The following is a 17170-nucleotide window of genomic DNA, read 5'->3' as shown; positions in this document are numbered from 1 at the left end:
TATGTAAGCACAGGGTATGTGATGCCGTGGGGGCCCGGCGGATGGCGGTGCGCGGGCGTGTTCGGCGTGGCTTTGACACGCATGGCTCGTGTACGTGCGCAGGATCATGGCTTTGACACGCATGGCGTGTCAAAGCCATGCCGGACACGTCCACGAACCGCCATGCGTGTCCAATGGGTCAGGCGATGCCGATGCCGGGAATCGCGGTGATCTGGTCCGGATCGAACCCGGCCAGTTCAGCGAAATGCCGGCCGCGGGCGACGTAATCGCGGTAAACGCCGTAGCTCGGTGCCCCCGGCGACATCAACACCACCCCGCCCTGCGCGCCCAGCGCGGCACAGGCCAGGCGCACCGCTTCATCCAGATCCGCCGCCGCCTGCAGCCCAAATCGCCCGGCATCCGCCAGCGGCTGCAGCAGCGCATGAATGCGCGGGCCATTCGCGCCCATGGTGACGATCTGCACCGGCGGCACGTCGTGCGCCATGTGCTGAACGAAATCCTGCCAGTCCAGCCCACGGTCATGCCCGCCCACCAGCAGCGCGATGCGCTGGCCGGCGAAACACTCCAGCGCGGCCAGGCTCGCATGGGGCGTGGTGCTGATCGAATCGTTGACGAAGCGCACGCCGCCGCGCGAACCGATGGTCTGCAACCGATTCGGCAACGGGCGGAACTCCTGCACCGCCGGGGCCAATGCCACCGCGTCCAGGCCCAGCGCTTCCACCGCCGCCAGCACCGCGCACAGGTTGCCGCGGTTGTGCCGGCCCGGCAGCGGCGTATGGGCCGTGTCGAATACCGCCTGCCCGCCGCGATACACCCACTCCCCGCGCATATGCCAGCCGTCGGGCTGGTTGAACCACACCCCCTCGCTGTCCGGCAGGGTCAGCGCGGCCAGGTGCGGATCGGCCGCGTTGAGCACCGCGATGCGCGGTGCCGCGCCGGTCACCAGCGCCAGCTTGTCTTCGATATAGCGCGCTTCGCTGCCGTGCCAATCCAGATGTTCAGGGAACAGGTTCAGCACCACCGCCACCTGCGGGTGCGCGCCGCTGCGGGCCACCTCGCCGGTCTGGTAGCTGGACAGCTCCACCGCCCAGTACGCCGGCGCGGGCTGCGGATCCAGCACTTCCAGCAGCGGCAGGCCGATGTTGCCGACCAGCGCGGTGCGCGCACCCGAGGCGCGCAGCAGGTGGGCCAACAGCGAAGTGGTGGTGCTCTTGCCCTTGGTGCCGGTCACGCACACGGTGTCGCGCACGGTGCCCTCGGCATCGGCATGTTCGGCAAACCACAGCGAGGTGCCGCCGATGAACTGCGTGCCGCGCCCGGCCGCCGCAACGGCCGCCTCGCCATAAGGGCTGATGCCCGGCGACTTGATCACCACCTCGAACGCGGCCAGCGCATCGCCAGTGACATCTGAACGCACCTGCAGCGCACTGCCGGCCTCGGCACGCGCCACGGCAGCCTCGGCCTCGGGGCAGAACAGGGTCAGCGGCAACGCGGGCAGGCGCTGGCTGAGCACGGCGAACGCCGCACGCCCCTCACGCCCCCAGCCCCACAGCGCTACACGCTTGCCTTCAAGCTGCGAAATTCGCACGCAGGCGCTCCCAGATCGCCGCCGGAATGCGGTGCTCGCCTTCCAGCACCAGCAACGGGTCGATCTGCAGCTCGGCGCCGTCCAGCTGCGGCTGGATCTCCTGGATGAAGCGCTTCACCAGCGCGTCTTCGTTCCATTCCGGGCGCGTGGCCAGGGTCGCCATGGCCGCACGCGATTCGCGGCCTTCGCCCACGCATTCGAACGGTTTGTGGTCCTGGAATTCCAGCAGCGCGTCGAAGCCACCGGCCTGTTCCAGGTCGTCCAGCAGGTTGCGGCCGAAGATGCGCACCAGCCGGGTCTTGGGCATGAACGGCGCCAGGGCCAGGAACACGAAGTGGCACTTCGGGCAGACGCCGCACCAGCGGTTCACCGGGCGCTCGCCCAGGATGTGGAAGTTGCGGTTGCAGCTGGAGAAATGCGCGTCGTAGAAATCGGTTTTGGCGAACTGGCGTGCCACCGCCAGCTCCGACAGCGGGCGCAGCAGGGAGTAGTACTGCAGATCCGCCGCCACATGCTTCTCAAGGTGTTCGCCGAAGGCCTGCTCGAAGGCCCAGCCCTTGGACCACTGGTGGTTCACTTCACCGGTGCCCGGAATCTGGCTGCCGTAGCTGGCCGAGCGCTCGTTGGAGAACACCACCTGGTCCACGCCCTGCAGCAGCGCGGCCAGCACCATGATCGCCGAGTTCACCGCGGTGACCGGGATATGCCCGTTCCACGCGCCCTGGCGGTTGAGCTCGAACAACTCCGGGGCCAGGGTACGGCCGATGTTGAGCATCGGCAGGCCGGTACGCTCGGCGCAGGCGCGGATCAGCTGCGAGCCACCGATCCAGGTCACCGTTTCGGCGATGCCCAGCGTGCGCAGCGCTTCAATGCTGACCAGCGAATCCTTGCCGCCGCCGATGGCCACCAGCGCGTGCCCGCGCAGGTCCACGGCTGCCGCCTTGACCGCCTCGCCTTCCACCGGCAGGCGGAACCGCCCGCGCAGGTTCAGCCCGTTGCGGTAGGCAAATTCGCCCAGCCCGTTGAGGTACACCGTTTCCACCAGCGCAGCGGTGTCGGCATCGATGCTGTAGCTGTCGATCCGCACCTGCTCCGGCACGGCGGCCTTGTAATAGCTGACGCCGGCGAACAGGTGCAGCAGGCGCAGCGCCCGCTGCACGGCGTCGGCGCGGGCGTCGTCCAGCACGAACGGCGCGCCGGGAATGCTGACCGTCTCGACCAGCTCCGGGCCGTTGTCGAAGGCGTAGACCAGCTGCGCCACGCCGGTATCCGCGGCGAAGTCGCAGCGGACGAAGCGGAAGCAGGCAACCTGGTGTTTATCGAAAGCAGTCATGGGGTGTCCGGTGAGGCAATAAGGGAACCAACGGGAGGCGCTCAGGGCACATCGTCGATGACGTCCTCGCGCGGCAGCTCGCGCTGGTTGTAGGTATTGGCCATGACGTAGCCGTAGGCGCCGGCATCGGCGATCAGCATCACGTCGTCGGGCGCGGTGGATACCGGCAGGCGGCGGCGCTTGCCGAACACATCGCTGGATTCGCAGATCGGCCCGACCACATCGAACAATGCCTCGGAATATCCGCCCAGGCGGCTGAGATTCTCGATGTCATGCCAGGCGTCATACAGCGCCGGGCGCATCAGCGTGTGCATGCCCGCATCCAGGCCCACGCGACGGATGCCATCCTTCTCCACCACCTGGGTGGCGGTGGTGAGCAGCACGCCCGATTCGGCCACCAGGTAACGGCCCGGTTCGATCGCCAGGCGGAACGCCGGGTGTACCGCCTTGACCTCGGCCAGGCCCACGGCCCAGGCGTCCAGGTCGAACGGCTCGTCGTCGGCACTGTACGGAATCGGCAATCCCCCCCCGATATCGATGGTTTCCACGCTGCCGATCCGGCGCGCGAAACCGGCCAGTTCATCGCACATCAGCCGCCAGTGCTGCGCCGTTTCCACGCCGCTGCCCAGGTGCGCATGCAGGCCGACCACGCGGGTACCCAGCGCTTCGGCCAGGCGCACGAACTCGTCCACGCGGGCGATCGGCAGGCCGAACTTGGAGTCCTTGCCACCGGTGCGGACCTTGGCATGGTGGCCTTCGCCGCGGCCCAGATCCACGCGCAGCCACAGTTCGCGGTTGCGGAACAGGTCCGGCCAGCGCTGCAGGGCTTCCACGTTGTCCACGGTGACCGTCACGCCCAGCGCGAACGCCGCTTCATATTCGGTACGCGGCGCGAAGCTGGGGGTGAACAGCACCCGCCGCGGCGACAGCGTCGGCAGCACGTTGAACACGTGCTTGAGTTCGCCATGCGACACGCATTCCAGGCCGAAGCCTTCCAGCTCCAGCAACTCCAGGATCGCGGGGTGGCTGTTGGCCTTGATGGCGTAATACCGCTGGTCGATCGGCTTGATCGCGGCCAGCGCGCGGGCGCGGGCACGCACCGTGGCCAGGTTGTACACGTAGCGCGGCGTGCCGGCCTGGGCCAGGTGCAGCAGGTGCTCACGCTGGCCGCGCCACCAGGCGGTCTCGCGCGGGCGGACCGTGCCGGCGATTTCGCGCCAGCGCGGGCCGAACACCTCGCCCTCTTCCACCGGCATCGCACCGCTGTCGATCAGCTCGGCGTGCAGGATCGGCAGCAGGCCATCGGCGTCGGCTTCATCGATGACGAAGGTCAGGTTGAGGTCGTTGGACGACTGCGAAATCATGTGCACGCGCTCGCGGCCGAAGGTCGCCCACACGTCCGAAAGTTTGTGCAGCAGCGAACGCATGCCACGCCCGACCAGGGTGATCGCCGCGCACGGCACGATGATCTTGACCTTGCAGATCTGCGACAGGTCGGCCGACAGCGCGGCCAGCACATCGGTATTGACCAGGTTCTCGGACGGATCCAGCGACACGGTGACGTTGGTTTCGGCCGAACCGATCAGGTCCACCGACAGCCCGTGCTTCTTGAACAGCCCGAACACATCGGCCAGGAAGCCGACCTGCTGCCACATGCCGATGCCTTCCATCGACACCAGCACGATGCCGTTGCGGCGGCTGATCGCCTTCACGCCCGGCACCGGTGCGGCGTTGCCGTCGATGCTGGTGCCCGGCAATTCGGGGCGTTCGGTGTCCAGGATCGCCATCGGCACGCCCGCATCGCGGCACGGCTTGATCGAGCGCGGGTGCAGCACCTTGGCGCCGGTGGTGGCGATTTCCTGCGCTTCGTAATAGTCCAGGCGGGTCAGCAGGCGCGCGTCGGGCACATCCTTGGGGTTGGCGCTGAACATGCCCGGCACGTCGGTCCAGATTTCCACACGGCTGGCCCCCAGCAGCGCGCCGAAGTAGGCGGCCGAAGTGTCCGAGCCGCCGCGGCCGAGGATGGCGGTGCCGCCATCGGCGTGGCGCGAGATGAAGCCCTGGGTGATCAGCATCCGGGTCGGCTGGGCGCGGAAGCCGGCGGCCCACTCGGCGTCCGAACGCCACTGGCAGTTGACCGACAGGCGCTGCGACCAGTCGCTCTGGTTGGGCTGTGGCGGCAGCGCCTGCAGCCATTCGCGTGCATCCATCCAGCCGAAATCCAGGCCGCTGGCATGCAGGTAGGCCGCGCCGAGGGTGGAGGACAGCAGTTCGCCCTGGCCCAGCACATCGGCCTGCCATTCCAGCGGGCGCGCCGCGGCGCGCGGGTCATCCAGCAGCCCCTGCAGCGCGGCCAGGCGCACATCCAGCGCGCCGGCGTCGAGCGAAAGCTCGGCCAGGAACCCGCGGTGGCGCGCCACCAGCGCATCCACGCGGGCGCGGCTGTCGGTGGCGCCATCGGCGATCGCGGTCAGTTCATTGGTCACCCCCGACAGGGCCGACACCACCACCAGCACGCGCGCGCCGGTTTCTTCCGCACGTTTTTTCGCCAGCTTCCCGATCGTGTCCCAGCGGTGACGGCGCGACACGGAGGTGCCGCCGAACTTCAGTACGATCCAGCGATCGACAAGGGGGGAAGCTGACATGGAGGTAAGAATGGGTAGGTAGTGGGGGGATCGACCCGGCACGCCGGGCCGAACCTCTGATTCTATGCCAAGCCACGCCCCGGCAGGGCCTGCGCGGCGGCAATGGCTGCCCTGCCGGAAATGCCCGGCGCGCCCTTGTTAAGCTGCCCGGCCGTGCTACCCGACCGACCTGCCATGACCACCCGCCGCTTCCTCCAGCTTGACGTGTTTTCCCCTTATCCCGGCGCCGGCAATCCGCTGGCCGTGGTACTGGACGCGGAGGGCCTGGACGACGCGCGCATGCAGGCCATCGCCCGCTGGACCCGCCTGCCGGAAACCACGTTCGTGTTCCCCCCGCGGGCACCAGGGGCCAGCTACCGCATCCGCATGTTCAGCCCGCAGAAGGAAGTGCCGTTCGCCGGCCACCCCAGCGTAGGCACCGCGCATGCGGTACTGGACGCCGGCCTGGCCGCGCCGGTGGACGGTGTGTTGGTGCAGGACGGCATCGCCGGCGCCCTGCCGCTGCGGGTGGTGGGTGAAGGTGCCGCGCGCAGCATCGCCATCCGCACACCGCGCGCGTCGGTGGCCGAGGTGACTACGGCGGGCGATCCGCGCCTGCAGGCCGCGTTGGCCGGCTGGCCGCTGGGCGGCTTGCCACCGGCACGCATGGCCGGCGGCCGCAGCTGGTGGGTGGTGGAACTGGCCGACGAAGCCGCGTTGCGCGCGCTGTCGCCGGACTGGGACGCCATCGCGGCACTGGCCGAGGGCACCGACAGCATGGGCGTGTTCGCCTATGCGCGCAGCGTGGGCGGTGCGTTCGACCTGGCGGTACGTGCCTTCGTCGGCAATGGCCGTCGCTTCGAGGATGCGGCGTCAGGTGCGGCCAATGCCGTTCTGGCTGCGTGGCTGGACAGTCGCGGTGCCCTGCCCGGGCGCGATGGAAGCTATGTGGTCAGCCAGGGTCGCGAGGTAGGCCACGACGCACGCCTGACCCTGCATGTGGATGCGCAAGGCGAGGTCTGGTCCGGCGGCCAGGTGCAGACGGTGATAGCGGGGCAGATCACCTGGTAGGGACACGCCACGCGTGTCCTGCGCGATCCATGACACCACGTGGGACACGCGTGGCGTGTCGCTACGGGGGGCGGGCAGCCCGCCCCCTGACATCCGACATCAACCGGCCAGCTCCGCCTCCAGGCTGGTCGGCACCGCACTCAGCGCCTTGGACACCGGGCAGTTCTGCTTGGCGTCGTCTGCAATCTCGCGGAACTGCGCGGCGTCGATGCCCGGCACGACCGCCTTGACCTTCAGGGTGATCTGCGAAAGCTGCGGGCCGCCCTCCATCGACAGGTCGACCTTGGCTTCGGTGTCCAGCGAGGTGGGCACGAAGCCGGCTTCGGTGAGCTTGGCCGACAGCGCCATGGTGAAGCAGCCGGCATGCGCGGCGGCAATCAGCTCTTCCGGGTTGGTGCCCTTTTCATCGCCGAAGCGGCTGCTGAAGGCATAGCGGGTCTTGTCCAGCAGGCCGCTCTGCGGCGTGCTCAATTGTCCCTTGCCTGTCTTGAGGTCACCTTCCCAGTGCGCGGTGGCGTGACGCGAAATGCCCATCGGTTCTTCCTCTGTGGGTGAATGGCCACTGCAGGTTAGACCGGCGGGCGTTAGCACCGTGTCTGGCCGGGCCGGACTGCGTCGAGTGGACGCGCCGGTTCGCGGCAGCACCCCTGGCCATTCCGCGCCGCCGCGCCGAAAGAGGCTGTTTCCAAGCCATTTCCAGCCTCCGATGGCAGGGACTCCGGCGGACCGGTCCCGGTCCAGGGCGTGCGCGGCGACCACATTTCCGGGCATGTCCTGATGCACTGCAGTAACCGAAAACGCAGAAAACCCGAACTTTTATGCGATTGCCTATTGGCGCGGCCGCATTGTTGCCCTACATTTCGGTTGCCGATGGGTTCGGCGCGACCACCCAACCAACCGATCACGGAACAGGAAACCATGGCAAAGACCGCTAAGAAGGCTGCCCCGAAGAAGGCAGTGAAGAAAGTCGCTACGAAGGCCGCCGCAAAGCCGGCAGCTCCGAAGCCGATCAAGGAAGTGCTGACCAAGTCCGGCCTGGTTGCACACATCGTCGAAGCCTCTGGCGTTGTCGCCAAGGACGTCCGCGCTGTGCTGGCCTCGCTGGAAACCGCAGTGGCCTCCTCGGTACACAAGAAGGGCGCGGGCAGCTTCACCCTGCCAGGCCTGCTGAAGATCACCACCGTCAGCGTTGCGGCCAAGCCGAAGCGCAAGGGCATCAACCCGTTCACCAAGGAAGAGCAGTGGTTCGCCGCCAAGCCGGCCACCACCAAGCTGAAGGTGCGTCCGCTCAAGAAGCTCAAGGACGCCGCGCTGTAATCAGCGCGCTTCCTGCAGCACCCGGACGGGACGGCCATGGCCGTCCCGTTCTTTTTTGGGCATCGCCCGGGCGGCGAAACACAGCGTTGCCAAACCCTCCCCGCGCCGCGCCTGCCCGCGCAAACCCAGCCACCACGGCCCTCGCGGCCGGTGCGTCCAGCACCGGAACGCACAGGGTGGAACACTGCGTGCGGCCGCGCCTGTCGCCCGGCCCCGTCGCCACGCCTAAGGTGGGCCATCCCCCCACAGTGCACCGCCATGGCCAGCCCCTCGCAACGCTATCGCATCACCGTTACCCCGATCGAAAAGGACGGGCTGCAGTGCAGCGGACGCTGCACGATCGAACTGGAACACCGCGCCCAGCAGGACTGGATGCGGCTGCTGGAAGCCGCCCGCCGCCACGCCGGCCTGAGCGGCGACGAGCGCGCCGCGGCCATCGTCGCCACCCAGCTCCTGCAGGACCTGGCGCGCCGCCATGCCGAAGAGCCCACGCACCCACTGACCGCACTGCAGCCGAAACTGGACGAAGTACTCAGCGCCCTGGATGCGATCCAGCGCGCGCCCTGAACCACCGCTACACTCTTCCCTCCACCGGGGAGGGTGTGCCATGCGTCGAATCGTGTTCCTGTTGCCGCTGCTGTTTGCCGGGTGTTCCTGCCAGCCCGATCCGGTCGCCAGCAGCGCGCATGAGGAAACCGAGCCCACGGCGACCGCGCCGCCTGGCGACGATGCGTCGCCTACGGCCGCCGAACTGGCCAACGTGGCGACACCCGTGCTGAGCGCGGTCGCGCCGGGCGCGGTCGATGAGGGAACCACGGTACGCAATTACATGTATGCCCTGCTGGACAGCGACCGCCGCGCTTCGGACGCCTACTGGAGCGGCGGACGCACCAGCACCCGCCCCGACGACGCGGTGCTGCGCGACATCCAGGACCTGCGCAACCTGCGCGTGGATACCGACAGTCCCATTGCCCGCGACACTGCCCAGCCCTCACGCCTGCGCGAAGTGCCGGTCCGCGTCCGCGCCATCACCGCTACCGGAACCTTCCGCGTCCAGGGCTGGTACCGCCTGCAGCCTCGCCCCGACGGCAGCGGCTGGGAAATACTCAGCGCCTCGCTGCAACCCGCGCTGGATTAGCGCCAGCCACGCAGGGCGTGGCGCTACGCGTCCGCGGCAGCCGCACTCGGTAGAGCCACGCCCTGCGTGGCTGAGCGCAAACCGTACCCGCTCCCATGAAGCGCCGATTCAGCCCAACGCGCTATCGTGTCAACGTCTCCCTCCAGCGCCCGGCCATCATGAAGCTACGCCCCCTGCTCACCCGCATTGCCGCCTGCACCGTTCTCATTGCCGCCGCCGTCGGCGCACAGGCGGCGCCGAGCATCTCCGGCCGCGAACTGTCGGTCGGCGCCACCGATGTCCAGCAGTACCTGGACGGCAGCTTCCCGCGCACCCAGGACGCCCTTGGCGGCCTGATCGCGATGACCATGAGCCACCCCAAGCTCACCCTGCCACAGGGCAACCGCCTCGATCTTGGCTTCGACGTGGCACTGGCCACCGCCGGCAGCGCCCCCGCACCGCTGGGTAAAGTGAAGCTGAGCAGCGGCCTGCGCTACGACGCGCAGACCCAGGGCTTCCACCTGGACCAGCCCACGGTGGACGACTTCACCCCGGCCAACAACGGCGGCAAGCTCGATTCGCGTACCCGCGGCCTGCTCAACACGTTCCTGGTCGACTACGCCCGGCGCGAGCCGATCTACAAGATCGACCCGACCGTAGGCGCCCTGCTCGGCGCGCTGCAGGTGCAGTCGGCCCAGGTCCAGAACGGCAAGCTGGTGGTCACCTTCAACCAGGATCTGGGCGCGCTGGTGCCGGCCGGGGTGCTGGGCAAATAATCGGTAGCGCCGGCCGTTGGCCGGCCCTCGGGAAACGCATTTCATGCATGGGCCGGCCAACGGCCGGCGCTACCCGCCCAAGCGCCTTCAGCGCTTGGGCTGCAACATCGTCCCGGTGCACTTCTTCGAGCCGCAGCGGCACTCCCAGATCTTCTTCAGGCGCGCGGTGTGGCGCTCGGCCAGGGTGATGCCGTAGTTGTAGGTCAGCTCATCGCCGGGCTTGATGTCCTTGATGGCCTCGATGAACACCTTGTCCTCGCGGCGGTTGTCGCCCTCGGCTTCCTCGATGACCGCCTCGCAGTTGGCGTCGCAGCTGTGGTTGAGCCAGCGCGCATCGTTGCCCTTGTAGTTGGCATCGATGACGTAATCGTCATTCAGGGTGAACAGGAAGGTGTGGCCGCTTTCCACATCCCCGGTATCATCGGCATCCACGTCGGCGTGGCTGCGCAGCAGGCCCTTGTACTGGATGACCCGCTCACCCTTCTTGAGCGGCGCCAGCGCGAACACGCCGTTGCCGTGAATGGTGGACTTGCGGGCTTGGATCTTCTTGGGCATCTGGCTGGCCGTTACGTTGGGATGGTCGATTCTCGCTTAATCTTTGTGATTGTGACCAGCTGAACAGGCTGGGTTGGAAGCGCCAGCATAAAAGCGTACAATTTCAGTCCGCTTTATGGCTCTGCCCTCCCCATGCTCCGCGTTACCAAGCTTACCGATTACGCCACCGTCGTCCTGACCGTCCTTGCCGCTCGCCCGGGCGAGGTACTCAGCGCGACCGAACTGGCCGAATTCGCCAGCCTCGAGCCGCCCACCGTGAGCAAGCTGCTCAAGCCGCTGGCGCAGGCCGGGCTGGTGGAAGGCCTGCGCGGCGTGCGCGGCGGCTACCGGCTGACCCGCCGCCCCGACCAGATCAGCCTGTTCGAGATCGTCGAAGCCATGGAGGGCCCGCTGGGCCTGACCGAGTGCGCGCACGACCACAGCCAGTGCGGACGCGAGCTGCAATGCGGCGCGCGCAGCAGCTGGCGGCTGATCAACGACGTGGTGTCCGACGCACTGCGCAAGGTCACCCTGGCGCAGATCCTGCCCCCTCTTCCCCTTGTTGATGCCACCCGCCGCGTGATCGCGGCGGATGTCGTCTCCTGATCCACAGGCAGCCCCCATGGCCACCGATACCCTCGACACCGTCGCCCCCGGCGACACCCCCAACCGCGAGATCCACGAGCAGCTCGGCCGCAAGTATTCGGCCGGCTTCATCACGGACATCGAATCGGATTCGCTGCCGCCCGGCCTGGACGAGGACACCATCCGTGCCTTGTCGGCCAAGAAGGACGAGCCGGAGTGGATGACGCAGTGGCGCCTGGACGCCTACCGCCACTTCCTGACCATGCCGATGCCGAACTGGGCCAAGCTGCAGATCGCCGCCATCGACCTGCAGGCGCTCAGCTACTACTCCGCGCCGAAGGGCCCGAAGTACGCCTCGCTGGATGACGTGCCCAAGGAACTGCTGGACACCTACGACAAGCTGGGCGTGCCGCTGCACGAGCGCGCCAGGCTGGCCGGCGTGGCCGTGGACGCGGTGTTCGACTCGGTTTCGGTCGGCACCACCTTCCGCAAGGAACTGGCCGAGAAGGGCGTGATCTTCTGCTCCATGTCCGAAGCCATCAAGGAGCACCCCGAACTGGTCAAGCAGTACCTGGGCACCGTGGTGCCGGTCGGCGACAACTACTTCGCCGCGCTGAACTCGGCCGTGTTCTCCGATGGCAGCTTCGTGTTCATTCCCAAGGGCGTGCGCTGCCCGATGGAGCTGAGCACCTACTTCCGCATCAACGCCGGCCACACCGGCCAGTTCGAGCGCACCCTGATCATCTGCGAAGACAAGGCGTACGTGTCCTACCTGGAAGGCTGCACCGCGCCGATGCGCGATGAGAACCAGCTGCACGCCGCGGTGGTCGAGCTGGTGGCGCTGGACGATGCCGAGATCAAGTACTCCACCGTGCAGAACTGGTACCCCGGCGACGAGAACGGTGTGGGCGGCATCTACAACTTCGTCACCAAGCGTGCCGAATGCCGTGGCGCGCGCAGCAAGGTCACCTGGACCCAGGTCGAGACCGGTTCGGCGATCACCTGGAAGTACCCGTCCTGCGTGCTGCTGGGCGACGATTCGGTGGGCGAGTTCCACTCCGTGGCGCTGACCCACCACCGCCAGCAGGCCGACACCGGCACCAAGATGATCCACATCGGCAAGCGCACCAAAAGCAAGATCATCAGCAAGGGCATCAGCGCCGGCCGCGGCCAGAACACCTACCGCGGCCTGGTCAAGGTGGACCGCAATGCCGATGGCGCGCGCAACTACACCCAGTGCGATTCGCTGCTGATCGGCAAGACCTCCGGCGCGCACACCTTCCCGTACATCGAGGTGAAGAACCCGAGCGCTACGGTGGAGCACGAAGCCACTACGTCGAAGATTTCCGATGACCAGATGTTCTATTGCCGCGCGCGCGGCATCGACCAGGAAAACGCGGTGTCGATGATCGTGGATGGCTTCTGCAAGCAGGTGTTCCGGGAGCTGCCGATGGAGTTTGCGGTGGAAGCGAAGAAACTGCTGGACGTTTCGTTGGAAGGATCGGTCGGATGATTGCGAGATTCATTGAGACGCGTGCCAAGCGATATACCCATCTTAATCGCGACGTTCAGCTTGAGCTTGCCAAGGTGGATTTAGCCAGAGGCAATCAGTGGTTGGTAGGCACATTCATCGCTTCGATCCCTGCGCTTGGATTGATGTTTGCGTTTACGAAGGCCTATTTGGAACTGCCGCAATTCAAGGTCGTTCTGATTGTCGGCATATTTGCTTCCGCTTTTGTTGTTCTAACGGGCCCCATCCTTTGCTTCAGCACTCGAAAAGACGCGATCAGGAGACTCTCCGATCTCTGTACCGCGCAAACCGCTGACGCATCTCCCCATCCCAATATTAGCGACGAAAACTGACAACCATGCTGAAGATTGAAAACCTCCACGCCCGCATCGGCGACAAGGAAATCCTCAAGGGCCTGTCGCTGGACGTGAAGCCCGGCCAGGTGCACGCCATCATGGGCCCCAACGGCGCGGGCAAGTCCACGCTGGGCAACGTGCTGGCCGGCCGCGAAGGCTATGACGTCAGCGAAGGCAGCGTCCAGTTCGAAGGCCGCGACCTGCTGGAGCTGGCGCCGGAAGAGCGCGCCGCCGCCGGCCTGTTCCTGGCCTTCCAGTACCCGGTGGAAATTCCCGGCGTGAACAACACCTACTTCCTGCGCGCCGCGCTCAACGCCCAGCGCAAGGCGCGCGGCGAGGAAGAACTCGATTCCATGCAGTTCCTCAAGCTGGTGCGCCAGAAGCTGGCCGTGCTGCACCTGAAGGACGAACTGCTGCACCGTGGCGTCAACGAAGGCTTCTCCGGTGGCGAAAAGAAGCGCAACGAGATCTTCCAGCTGGCCGTGCTCGAGCCGAAGCTGGCGATCCTCGACGAGACCGACAGCGGCCTGGACATCGATGCGCTCAAGAGCGTGGCCGACGGCGTCAACGCGCTGCGCTCGCCGGACCGCTCGTTCCTGGTCATCACCCACTACCAGCGCCTGCTCGACTACATCAAGCCGGACGTGGTGCATGTGCTGGCCGATGGCAAAATCGTGCAGAGCGGCGGCCCCGAGCTGGCCCTGGAACTGGAAGCCCACGGCTACCACTTCCTGAAGGACCGCGTGGTGCCGGAGGCAGCGGTCTGATGAGCGCCCTGCTCGACTCCCTCGCCGCCGGTTTCTGCGGCAGCGACGCCCGCCGCGCCGAACTCGATGCTGCCCTGCAGGCGGGCCTGCCCGGTCCGCGCAGCGAAGCCTGGAAGTACACCTCCCTGCGCCAGCTCGAACGCCGCACGTTCCAGCCCGCGCCACTGGCCGCGCCCGGGATCGACCCTGCCCTGCTGGCCGACATTCCGTCGCCGCGGCTGGTGTTCGTCAACGGCCGCCCATCCGCCGCGCACAGCGATGTATCCGCGCTGCCGGCCGGCGTGCAGGTGCAGACCCTGTCCTCGGCGCTGGCCGCCGGTGACGACGCCCTGCGTTTCCTTGGCCGCCGCTTCGAGCGCAGCGAAGAGATCTTCGCCCGCCTCAACGCCGCCCTCGCCGATGAAGGCGTGCTGGTGCGCGTGGATGACGGCGTGCAGGTCGACACCCCGCTGCAGCTGGTCTTCATCAGCGCCGCGGGTGGCAGCGACCTGGCCTGGCATCACCGCCACCTGATCGAACTGCGTGCCGGTGCCGCGCTCGGCGTGGTCGAGCATCACCTGGATGCGGGCGACGCCGCACACCTGGGCAACACCCTGGTGCACGTGCACCTGGCCCAGGACGCGGTGCTCTCGCATGCCCGCGTGCAGGCCGACGGCAGCCGCGCCACCGCCCTGCTGCGCACCGACGCCGTGCTGGCCCGAAACGCGCAGTACCGCCGCGTGGACCTGGAGCTGGGCGCCGCACTGAGCCGCCACGAGCTCAACGTGCGCCTGGAAGGCGACAACGCCCAGCTGACCGCCAATGGCGTGCTGCTCGGCAACGGCCGCCGCCACGTCGATACCCGCCTGGGCATCGAACACATCGCGCGCGATACCGCCTCGGAAATGGTGTGGCGCGGCGTGGCCGCCAACCGCAGCCGCGTGGTCTTCCACGGCGGCATCCATATCCGTGCCGGCGCCGATGGCACCGACGCCAACCTGTCCAACAAGAACCTGCTGCTCTCCGCCGACGCCGAAATCGATACCCAGCCCACGCTGGTGATCGACGCCGACGAAGTGAAGGCCGCCCACGGTGCCACCGTCGGCCAGCTCGATGCCAATGCGCTGTTCTACCTGCGCTCGCGCGGCCTGCCGGCCCAGCAGGCCCAGCAGCTGCTCAGCGCCGCGTTCTGCCACGAGCCGCTGAACATGCTCGACGCGCGCCTGACCGAGCAGCTGCGCCGCCAGCTGGACATCGCGCTGGCCAAGGCAGGCGTGGCATGAATCTCTCCACCCCGCGCCCGGTGGCCGACACCGTCGCCGCCCCCGACTGGGACCGCGTGCGCTTGGACTTCCCGCTGCTGATGCGGGAAGTGCACGGCAAGCCGCTGGTGTACTTCGACAACGCCAACACCGGCCAGAAGCCGGTGCAGGTGATCGGCGCGGTGGACGAGTACTACCGCCGCTACAATGCCAACGTGAGCCGCGCGGTACATGCACTCGGCACCGAGGCCACCGATGCCTACGAAGGTGCGCGCACCAAGCTGGCGCGCTTCCTCAACGTGCGCGCCAGCGAGCTGGTGCTGTGCAGCGGCACCACCTTCGCGATCAACCTGGTGGCCTACTCGTGGGCCCTGCCGCGCCTGAAGGCCGGCGATGTCATCCTGGTCTCGCGCATGGAGCACCACGCCAACATCGTGCCCTGGCAGCTGGTCGCCCAGCGCACCGGCGCCACCCTCCGCGTAGCCGAAATCACCCCGGAAGGCGCGCTGGACCTGGACGCCCTGCGCAAGGCGATGACCCCCGAGGTCAAGCTGCTCGCCGTAGCGCATGTCTCCAACGTGCTGGGCACCGTGAACCCGGTGCGCGAGATCTGCCGTGAAGCACGCAAGCGCGGCATCGTCACCGTGGTGGATGGCTCGCAGGCCGTACCGCACCGCAAGGTCGACATCGCCAACATCGGCTGTGACTTCTACGCCATCACCGGCCACAAGATGTGCGGCCCCACCGGCACCGGTGCGCTGTGGGCCAGGCGTGAGCACCTCGATGCCATGCCGCCCTTCCTCGGCGGCGGCGAGATGATCAAGGAAGTGAGCTTCGACGGCACCGTGTTCAACGACGCCCCGCACAAGTTCGAAGCCGGCACCCCGAACATCGCCGGCTTCATCGGCCTGGGCGTAGCCGTGGACTACCTCGAATCGCTTGGCCTGGAGCATGTGGAAGCGCGTGAAGGCGAACTGCTCGCGCACTTCACCGAAGAACTGAACAGGATCGATGGCCTGCGCATCTTCGGCACCACGCCGGACAAGGCAGCGGTAGTGTCGTTCCTGATCGAAGGCGCGCATGCGCACGACCTGGCCACCCTGCTGGACCTGGAAGGCGTTGCCATCCGCTCGGGGCAGCACTGCGCGCACCCGCTGCTGCAGTACTACGGCGTGGCGGCCACGTGCCGGGCATCGCTGGCGTTCTACAACACGCATGCGGAAATCGAGCGGTTCATCGCAGCGTTGACCAAGGTCCGCAAGCTCCTGGGCTGACTGCCGGTAGCGCACGACCGACGGCCGTGCGCTGCTACCCGCCACCGTCGCCCGGCTCTAGAATGACGCCATGACCACCCTGACCTTCCGTGCGGCCACGCTGGCCGACATTCCCGCCCTGATCACCCTGGTCACTTCGGCCTACCGTGGCGACGCCAGCCGCGCCGGCTGGACCACCGAAGCAGACATGCTGGACGGTGCGCGTATTGACGCAACCGGCCTGCAGGCGGATATCGAGCGCCCGCGCAGCACCGTCCTGCTGGCTGAACGCGACGGCCAGCTGCTGGCCTGTGCCCACATCGCCGACGACCATGGCAAGGGCTACTTCGGCATGTTCTCGGTGGACCCGGCGCAGCAGGGCGGCGGCATCGGCAAGCAGTTGATGCAGGCCGCCGAAGCCCACGCCGCGCGCGAATGGGGCATGCCGGTCATGCAGATGACGGTGATCGACATCCGCGATGAGCTGATCGCCTTCTACGAGCGTCGCGGCTACCAGCGCACCGGGATCAAGAAGCCGTTTCCGTATGGCGATGAGCGCTTCGGCATTCCCAAGCGCGACGACCTGCGCTTTGAAATCCTGGAAAAGCCGCTGGCGGCCCACGCATGAGCGAGACCTGGACCTTCGTCTGCGCCACGGCCGAATTGTTGCCCGGCGAAATGAAGAGCACCTTCGATGAGGTCACCGGCACGCCGATCGTGGTGTTCAACCTGGACGGCGATCTGTACGCCCTTGAAGACCAGTGCAGCCACGAGGAATTCGAGCTGTCCTCGGGCACCTTCAATATCGAAGAAGGCAGCATCGAATGCGTGCTGCACAGCGCGCGCTTCGACGTGCGCGACGGCCGCGCCCTGTGCGCGCCGGCCTATTCACCGGTGCCGAAGTTCCCGGTGAAGCTGGAACACGGCGGGGTCTGGACCCGCGACGACCGCGACTGAGTCACGGCACAAGCGATAGAAAACCTGAATGGGCCTATGGTCGATTCTGTGATGCCCAGCGCAGGTTGCTGGATGCGAATCATTATCGTTTCTGTTAATTTACCGTCATTCGCTGCCGCGCGGGTCTTCCACCTCGCGCGC

Annotated in this window: 18 protein-coding genes; 13 read left to right on the top strand and 5 right to left on the bottom strand. The window is 67.2% G+C overall.

Going from position 1 to position 17170, the window contains the following annotated elements; translation table 11 throughout:
- Positions 1-178: 178 nt before the first annotated feature.
- Genes murD through J7J08_RS01140 form a run of 3 tightly spaced genes read right to left on the bottom strand, consistent with a single transcriptional unit; the run spans position 179 to position 5566 of the window.
- The gene (gene murD, locus J7J08_RS01150; RefSeq protein ID WP_214900711.1) at positions 179-1588 is read right to left on the bottom strand and encodes a UDP-N-acetylmuramoyl-L-alanine--D-glutamate ligase; all 1410 of its coding nucleotides are present in this window, start codon (positions 1586-1588) and stop codon (positions 179-181) included.
- Entirely contained in the window at positions 1569-2921 is a 1353-nt protein-coding gene (gene murL, locus J7J08_RS01145) for a UDP-N-acetyl-alpha-D-muramoyl-L-alanyl-L-glutamate epimerase (RefSeq protein WP_214900709.1), read from the bottom strand. Before murL ends, murD begins: the two co-directional genes overlap by 20 nt.
- A 41-nt stretch (positions 2922-2962) precedes the next feature.
- Positions 2963-5566, bottom strand: coding sequence for a bifunctional aspartate kinase/diaminopimelate decarboxylase (locus tag J7J08_RS01140; RefSeq protein ID WP_214900707.1), 2604 nt, complete (start codon positions 5564-5566; stop codon positions 2963-2965).
- Between the two features lie 174 nt (positions 5567-5740).
- Here J7J08_RS01140 and J7J08_RS01135 point away from each other — a divergent pair, with 174 nt between their 5' ends.
- Positions 5741-6616: a PhzF family phenazine biosynthesis protein gene (locus tag J7J08_RS01135; RefSeq protein ID WP_214900705.1), complete on the top strand. Its 876-nt coding sequence runs from the start codon at positions 5741-5743 to the stop codon at positions 6614-6616.
- 99 nt (positions 6617-6715) lie between these two features.
- Here the strand turns inward: J7J08_RS01135 and J7J08_RS01130 are convergent, their stop codons facing one another.
- Positions 6716-7150: an OsmC family protein gene (locus tag J7J08_RS01130; protein WP_214900702.1), complete on the bottom strand. Its 435-nt coding sequence runs from the start codon at positions 7148-7150 to the stop codon at positions 6716-6718.
- A 384-nt stretch (positions 7151-7534) separates the two neighbouring features.
- Between J7J08_RS01130 and J7J08_RS01125 the strand changes: the two genes are divergently transcribed.
- From J7J08_RS01125 to J7J08_RS01110, 4 genes are all read left to right on the top strand, one after another.
- Entirely contained in the window at positions 7535-7933 is a 399-nt protein-coding gene (locus J7J08_RS01125; protein WP_068854576.1) for an HU family DNA-binding protein, read from the top strand.
- Positions 7934-8191: 258 nt separating this feature from the next.
- The gene (locus J7J08_RS01120; protein ID WP_214900700.1) at positions 8192-8500 is read left to right on the top strand and encodes a DUF3861 family protein; all 309 of its coding nucleotides are present in this window, start codon (positions 8192-8194) and stop codon (positions 8498-8500) included.
- A gap of 40 nt (positions 8501-8540) precedes the next feature.
- Positions 8541-9071 carry a hypothetical protein gene (locus tag J7J08_RS01115; RefSeq protein ID WP_214900698.1) on the top strand — a complete coding sequence of 177 codons (531 nt, stop codon included), beginning with the start codon at positions 8541-8543 and terminating at the stop codon, positions 9069-9071.
- A gap of 158 nt (positions 9072-9229) precedes the next feature.
- Positions 9230-9826, top strand: a complete 597-nt coding sequence (locus tag J7J08_RS01110; protein ID WP_214900696.1) for a DUF1439 domain-containing protein — start codon at positions 9230-9232, stop codon at positions 9824-9826.
- Positions 9827-9913: 87 nt separating this feature from the next.
- Here the strand turns inward: J7J08_RS01110 and J7J08_RS01105 are convergent, their stop codons facing one another.
- Entirely contained in the window at positions 9914-10381 is a 468-nt protein-coding gene (locus tag J7J08_RS01105; RefSeq protein ID WP_214900694.1) for an SET domain-containing protein-lysine N-methyltransferase, read from the bottom strand.
- Between the two features lie 132 nt (positions 10382-10513).
- On the opposite strand from J7J08_RS01105, the gene J7J08_RS01100 reads away from it, so the two are divergent.
- The 8 genes from J7J08_RS01100 (at position 10514) to J7J08_RS01065 (ending at position 17029) form a co-directional block, all read left to right on the top strand.
- The gene (locus J7J08_RS01100; protein ID WP_214900692.1) at positions 10514-10966 is read left to right on the top strand and encodes an SUF system Fe-S cluster assembly regulator; all 453 of its coding nucleotides are present in this window, start codon (positions 10514-10516) and stop codon (positions 10964-10966) included.
- 16 nt (positions 10967-10982) lie between these two features.
- Entirely contained in the window at positions 10983-12458 is a 1476-nt protein-coding gene (gene sufB / locus J7J08_RS01095; protein ID WP_214900690.1) for a Fe-S cluster assembly protein SufB, read from the top strand.
- A complete protein-coding gene (locus tag J7J08_RS01090; protein WP_214900688.1) occupies positions 12455-12808 on the top strand; it encodes a hypothetical protein in 354 nt (117 codons plus the stop codon). The genes sufB and J7J08_RS01090 overlap by 4 nt, the downstream gene beginning before the upstream one ends.
- A gap of 5 nt (positions 12809-12813) precedes the next feature.
- Positions 12814-13578, top strand: coding sequence for a Fe-S cluster assembly ATPase SufC (gene sufC, locus J7J08_RS01085; protein ID WP_214900687.1), 765 nt, complete (start codon positions 12814-12816; stop codon positions 13576-13578).
- Positions 13578-14840, top strand: coding sequence for a Fe-S cluster assembly protein SufD (gene sufD, locus J7J08_RS01080; protein WP_214900686.1), 1263 nt, complete (start codon positions 13578-13580; stop codon positions 14838-14840). Before sufC ends, sufD begins: the two co-directional genes overlap by 1 nt.
- Positions 14837-16093, top strand: a complete 1257-nt coding sequence (locus J7J08_RS01075; RefSeq protein ID WP_214900685.1) for a cysteine desulfurase — start codon at positions 14837-14839, stop codon at positions 16091-16093. Before sufD ends, J7J08_RS01075 begins: the two co-directional genes overlap by 4 nt.
- A gap of 70 nt (positions 16094-16163) precedes the next feature.
- Positions 16164-16700, top strand: a complete 537-nt coding sequence (locus J7J08_RS01070; RefSeq protein ID WP_214900684.1) for a GNAT family N-acetyltransferase — start codon at positions 16164-16166, stop codon at positions 16698-16700.
- Positions 16697-17029, top strand: coding sequence for a non-heme iron oxygenase ferredoxin subunit (locus tag J7J08_RS01065; RefSeq protein WP_214900683.1), 333 nt, complete (start codon positions 16697-16699; stop codon positions 17027-17029). The genes J7J08_RS01070 and J7J08_RS01065 overlap by 4 nt, the downstream gene beginning before the upstream one ends.
- The last annotated feature ends 141 nt before the right edge of the window (positions 17030-17170 follow it).

The organism is Stenotrophomonas sp. ISL-67 (genome assembly GCF_018612915.1).
In the GTDB taxonomy this organism is placed as follows: Bacteria; Pseudomonadota; Gammaproteobacteria; order Xanthomonadales; family Xanthomonadaceae; genus Stenotrophomonas.
This window is presented reverse-complemented; position numbering and strand designations above follow the sequence as displayed.

What these genes read in the sequence shown, in the direction of transcription:
- sufD (WP_214900686.1), top strand. Translation starts at nt 13,578, where the DNA reads ATGAGCGCCCTGCTCGACTCCCTCGCCGCCGGTTTCTGCGGCAGCGAC.
- J7J08_RS01075 (WP_214900685.1), top strand. Translation starts at nt 14,837, where the DNA reads ATGAATCTCTCCACCCCGCGCCCGGTGGCCGACACCGTCGCCGCCCCC.
- J7J08_RS01090 (WP_214900688.1), top strand. Translation starts at nt 12,455, where the DNA reads ATGATTGCGAGATTCATTGAGACGCGTGCCAAGCGATATACCCATCTT.
- J7J08_RS01115 (WP_214900698.1), top strand. Translation starts at nt 8,541, where the DNA reads ATGCGTCGAATCGTGTTCCTGTTGCCGCTGCTGTTTGCCGGGTGTTCC.
- J7J08_RS01070 (WP_214900684.1), top strand. Translation starts at nt 16,164, where the DNA reads ATGACCACCCTGACCTTCCGTGCGGCCACGCTGGCCGACATTCCCGCC.
- sufB (WP_214900690.1), top strand. Translation starts at nt 10,983, where the DNA reads ATGGCCACCGATACCCTCGACACCGTCGCCCCCGGCGACACCCCCAAC.
- J7J08_RS01140 (WP_214900707.1), bottom strand. Translation starts at nt 5,566, where the DNA reads ATGTCAGCTTCCCCCCTTGTCGATCGCTGGATCGTACTGAAGTTCGGC.
- J7J08_RS01065 (WP_214900683.1), top strand. Translation starts at nt 16,697, where the DNA reads ATGAGCGAGACCTGGACCTTCGTCTGCGCCACGGCCGAATTGTTGCCC.
- J7J08_RS01110 (WP_214900696.1), top strand. Translation starts at nt 9,230, where the DNA reads ATGAAGCTACGCCCCCTGCTCACCCGCATTGCCGCCTGCACCGTTCTC.
- sufC (WP_214900687.1), top strand. Translation starts at nt 12,814, where the DNA reads ATGCTGAAGATTGAAAACCTCCACGCCCGCATCGGCGACAAGGAAATC.
- J7J08_RS01105 (WP_214900694.1), bottom strand. Translation starts at nt 10,381, where the DNA reads ATGCCCAAGAAGATCCAAGCCCGCAAGTCCACCATTCACGGCAACGGC.
- murL (WP_214900709.1), bottom strand. Translation starts at nt 2,921, where the DNA reads ATGACTGCTTTCGATAAACACCAGGTTGCCTGCTTCCGCTTCGTCCGC.
- J7J08_RS01130 (WP_214900702.1), bottom strand. Translation starts at nt 7,150, where the DNA reads ATGGGCATTTCGCGTCACGCCACCGCGCACTGGGAAGGTGACCTCAAG.
- J7J08_RS01125 (WP_068854576.1), top strand. Translation starts at nt 7,535, where the DNA reads ATGGCAAAGACCGCTAAGAAGGCTGCCCCGAAGAAGGCAGTGAAGAAA.
- J7J08_RS01100 (WP_214900692.1), top strand. Translation starts at nt 10,514, where the DNA reads ATGCTCCGCGTTACCAAGCTTACCGATTACGCCACCGTCGTCCTGACC.
- J7J08_RS01120 (WP_214900700.1), top strand. Translation starts at nt 8,192, where the DNA reads ATGGCCAGCCCCTCGCAACGCTATCGCATCACCGTTACCCCGATCGAA.
- J7J08_RS01135 (WP_214900705.1), top strand. Translation starts at nt 5,741, where the DNA reads ATGACCACCCGCCGCTTCCTCCAGCTTGACGTGTTTTCCCCTTATCCC.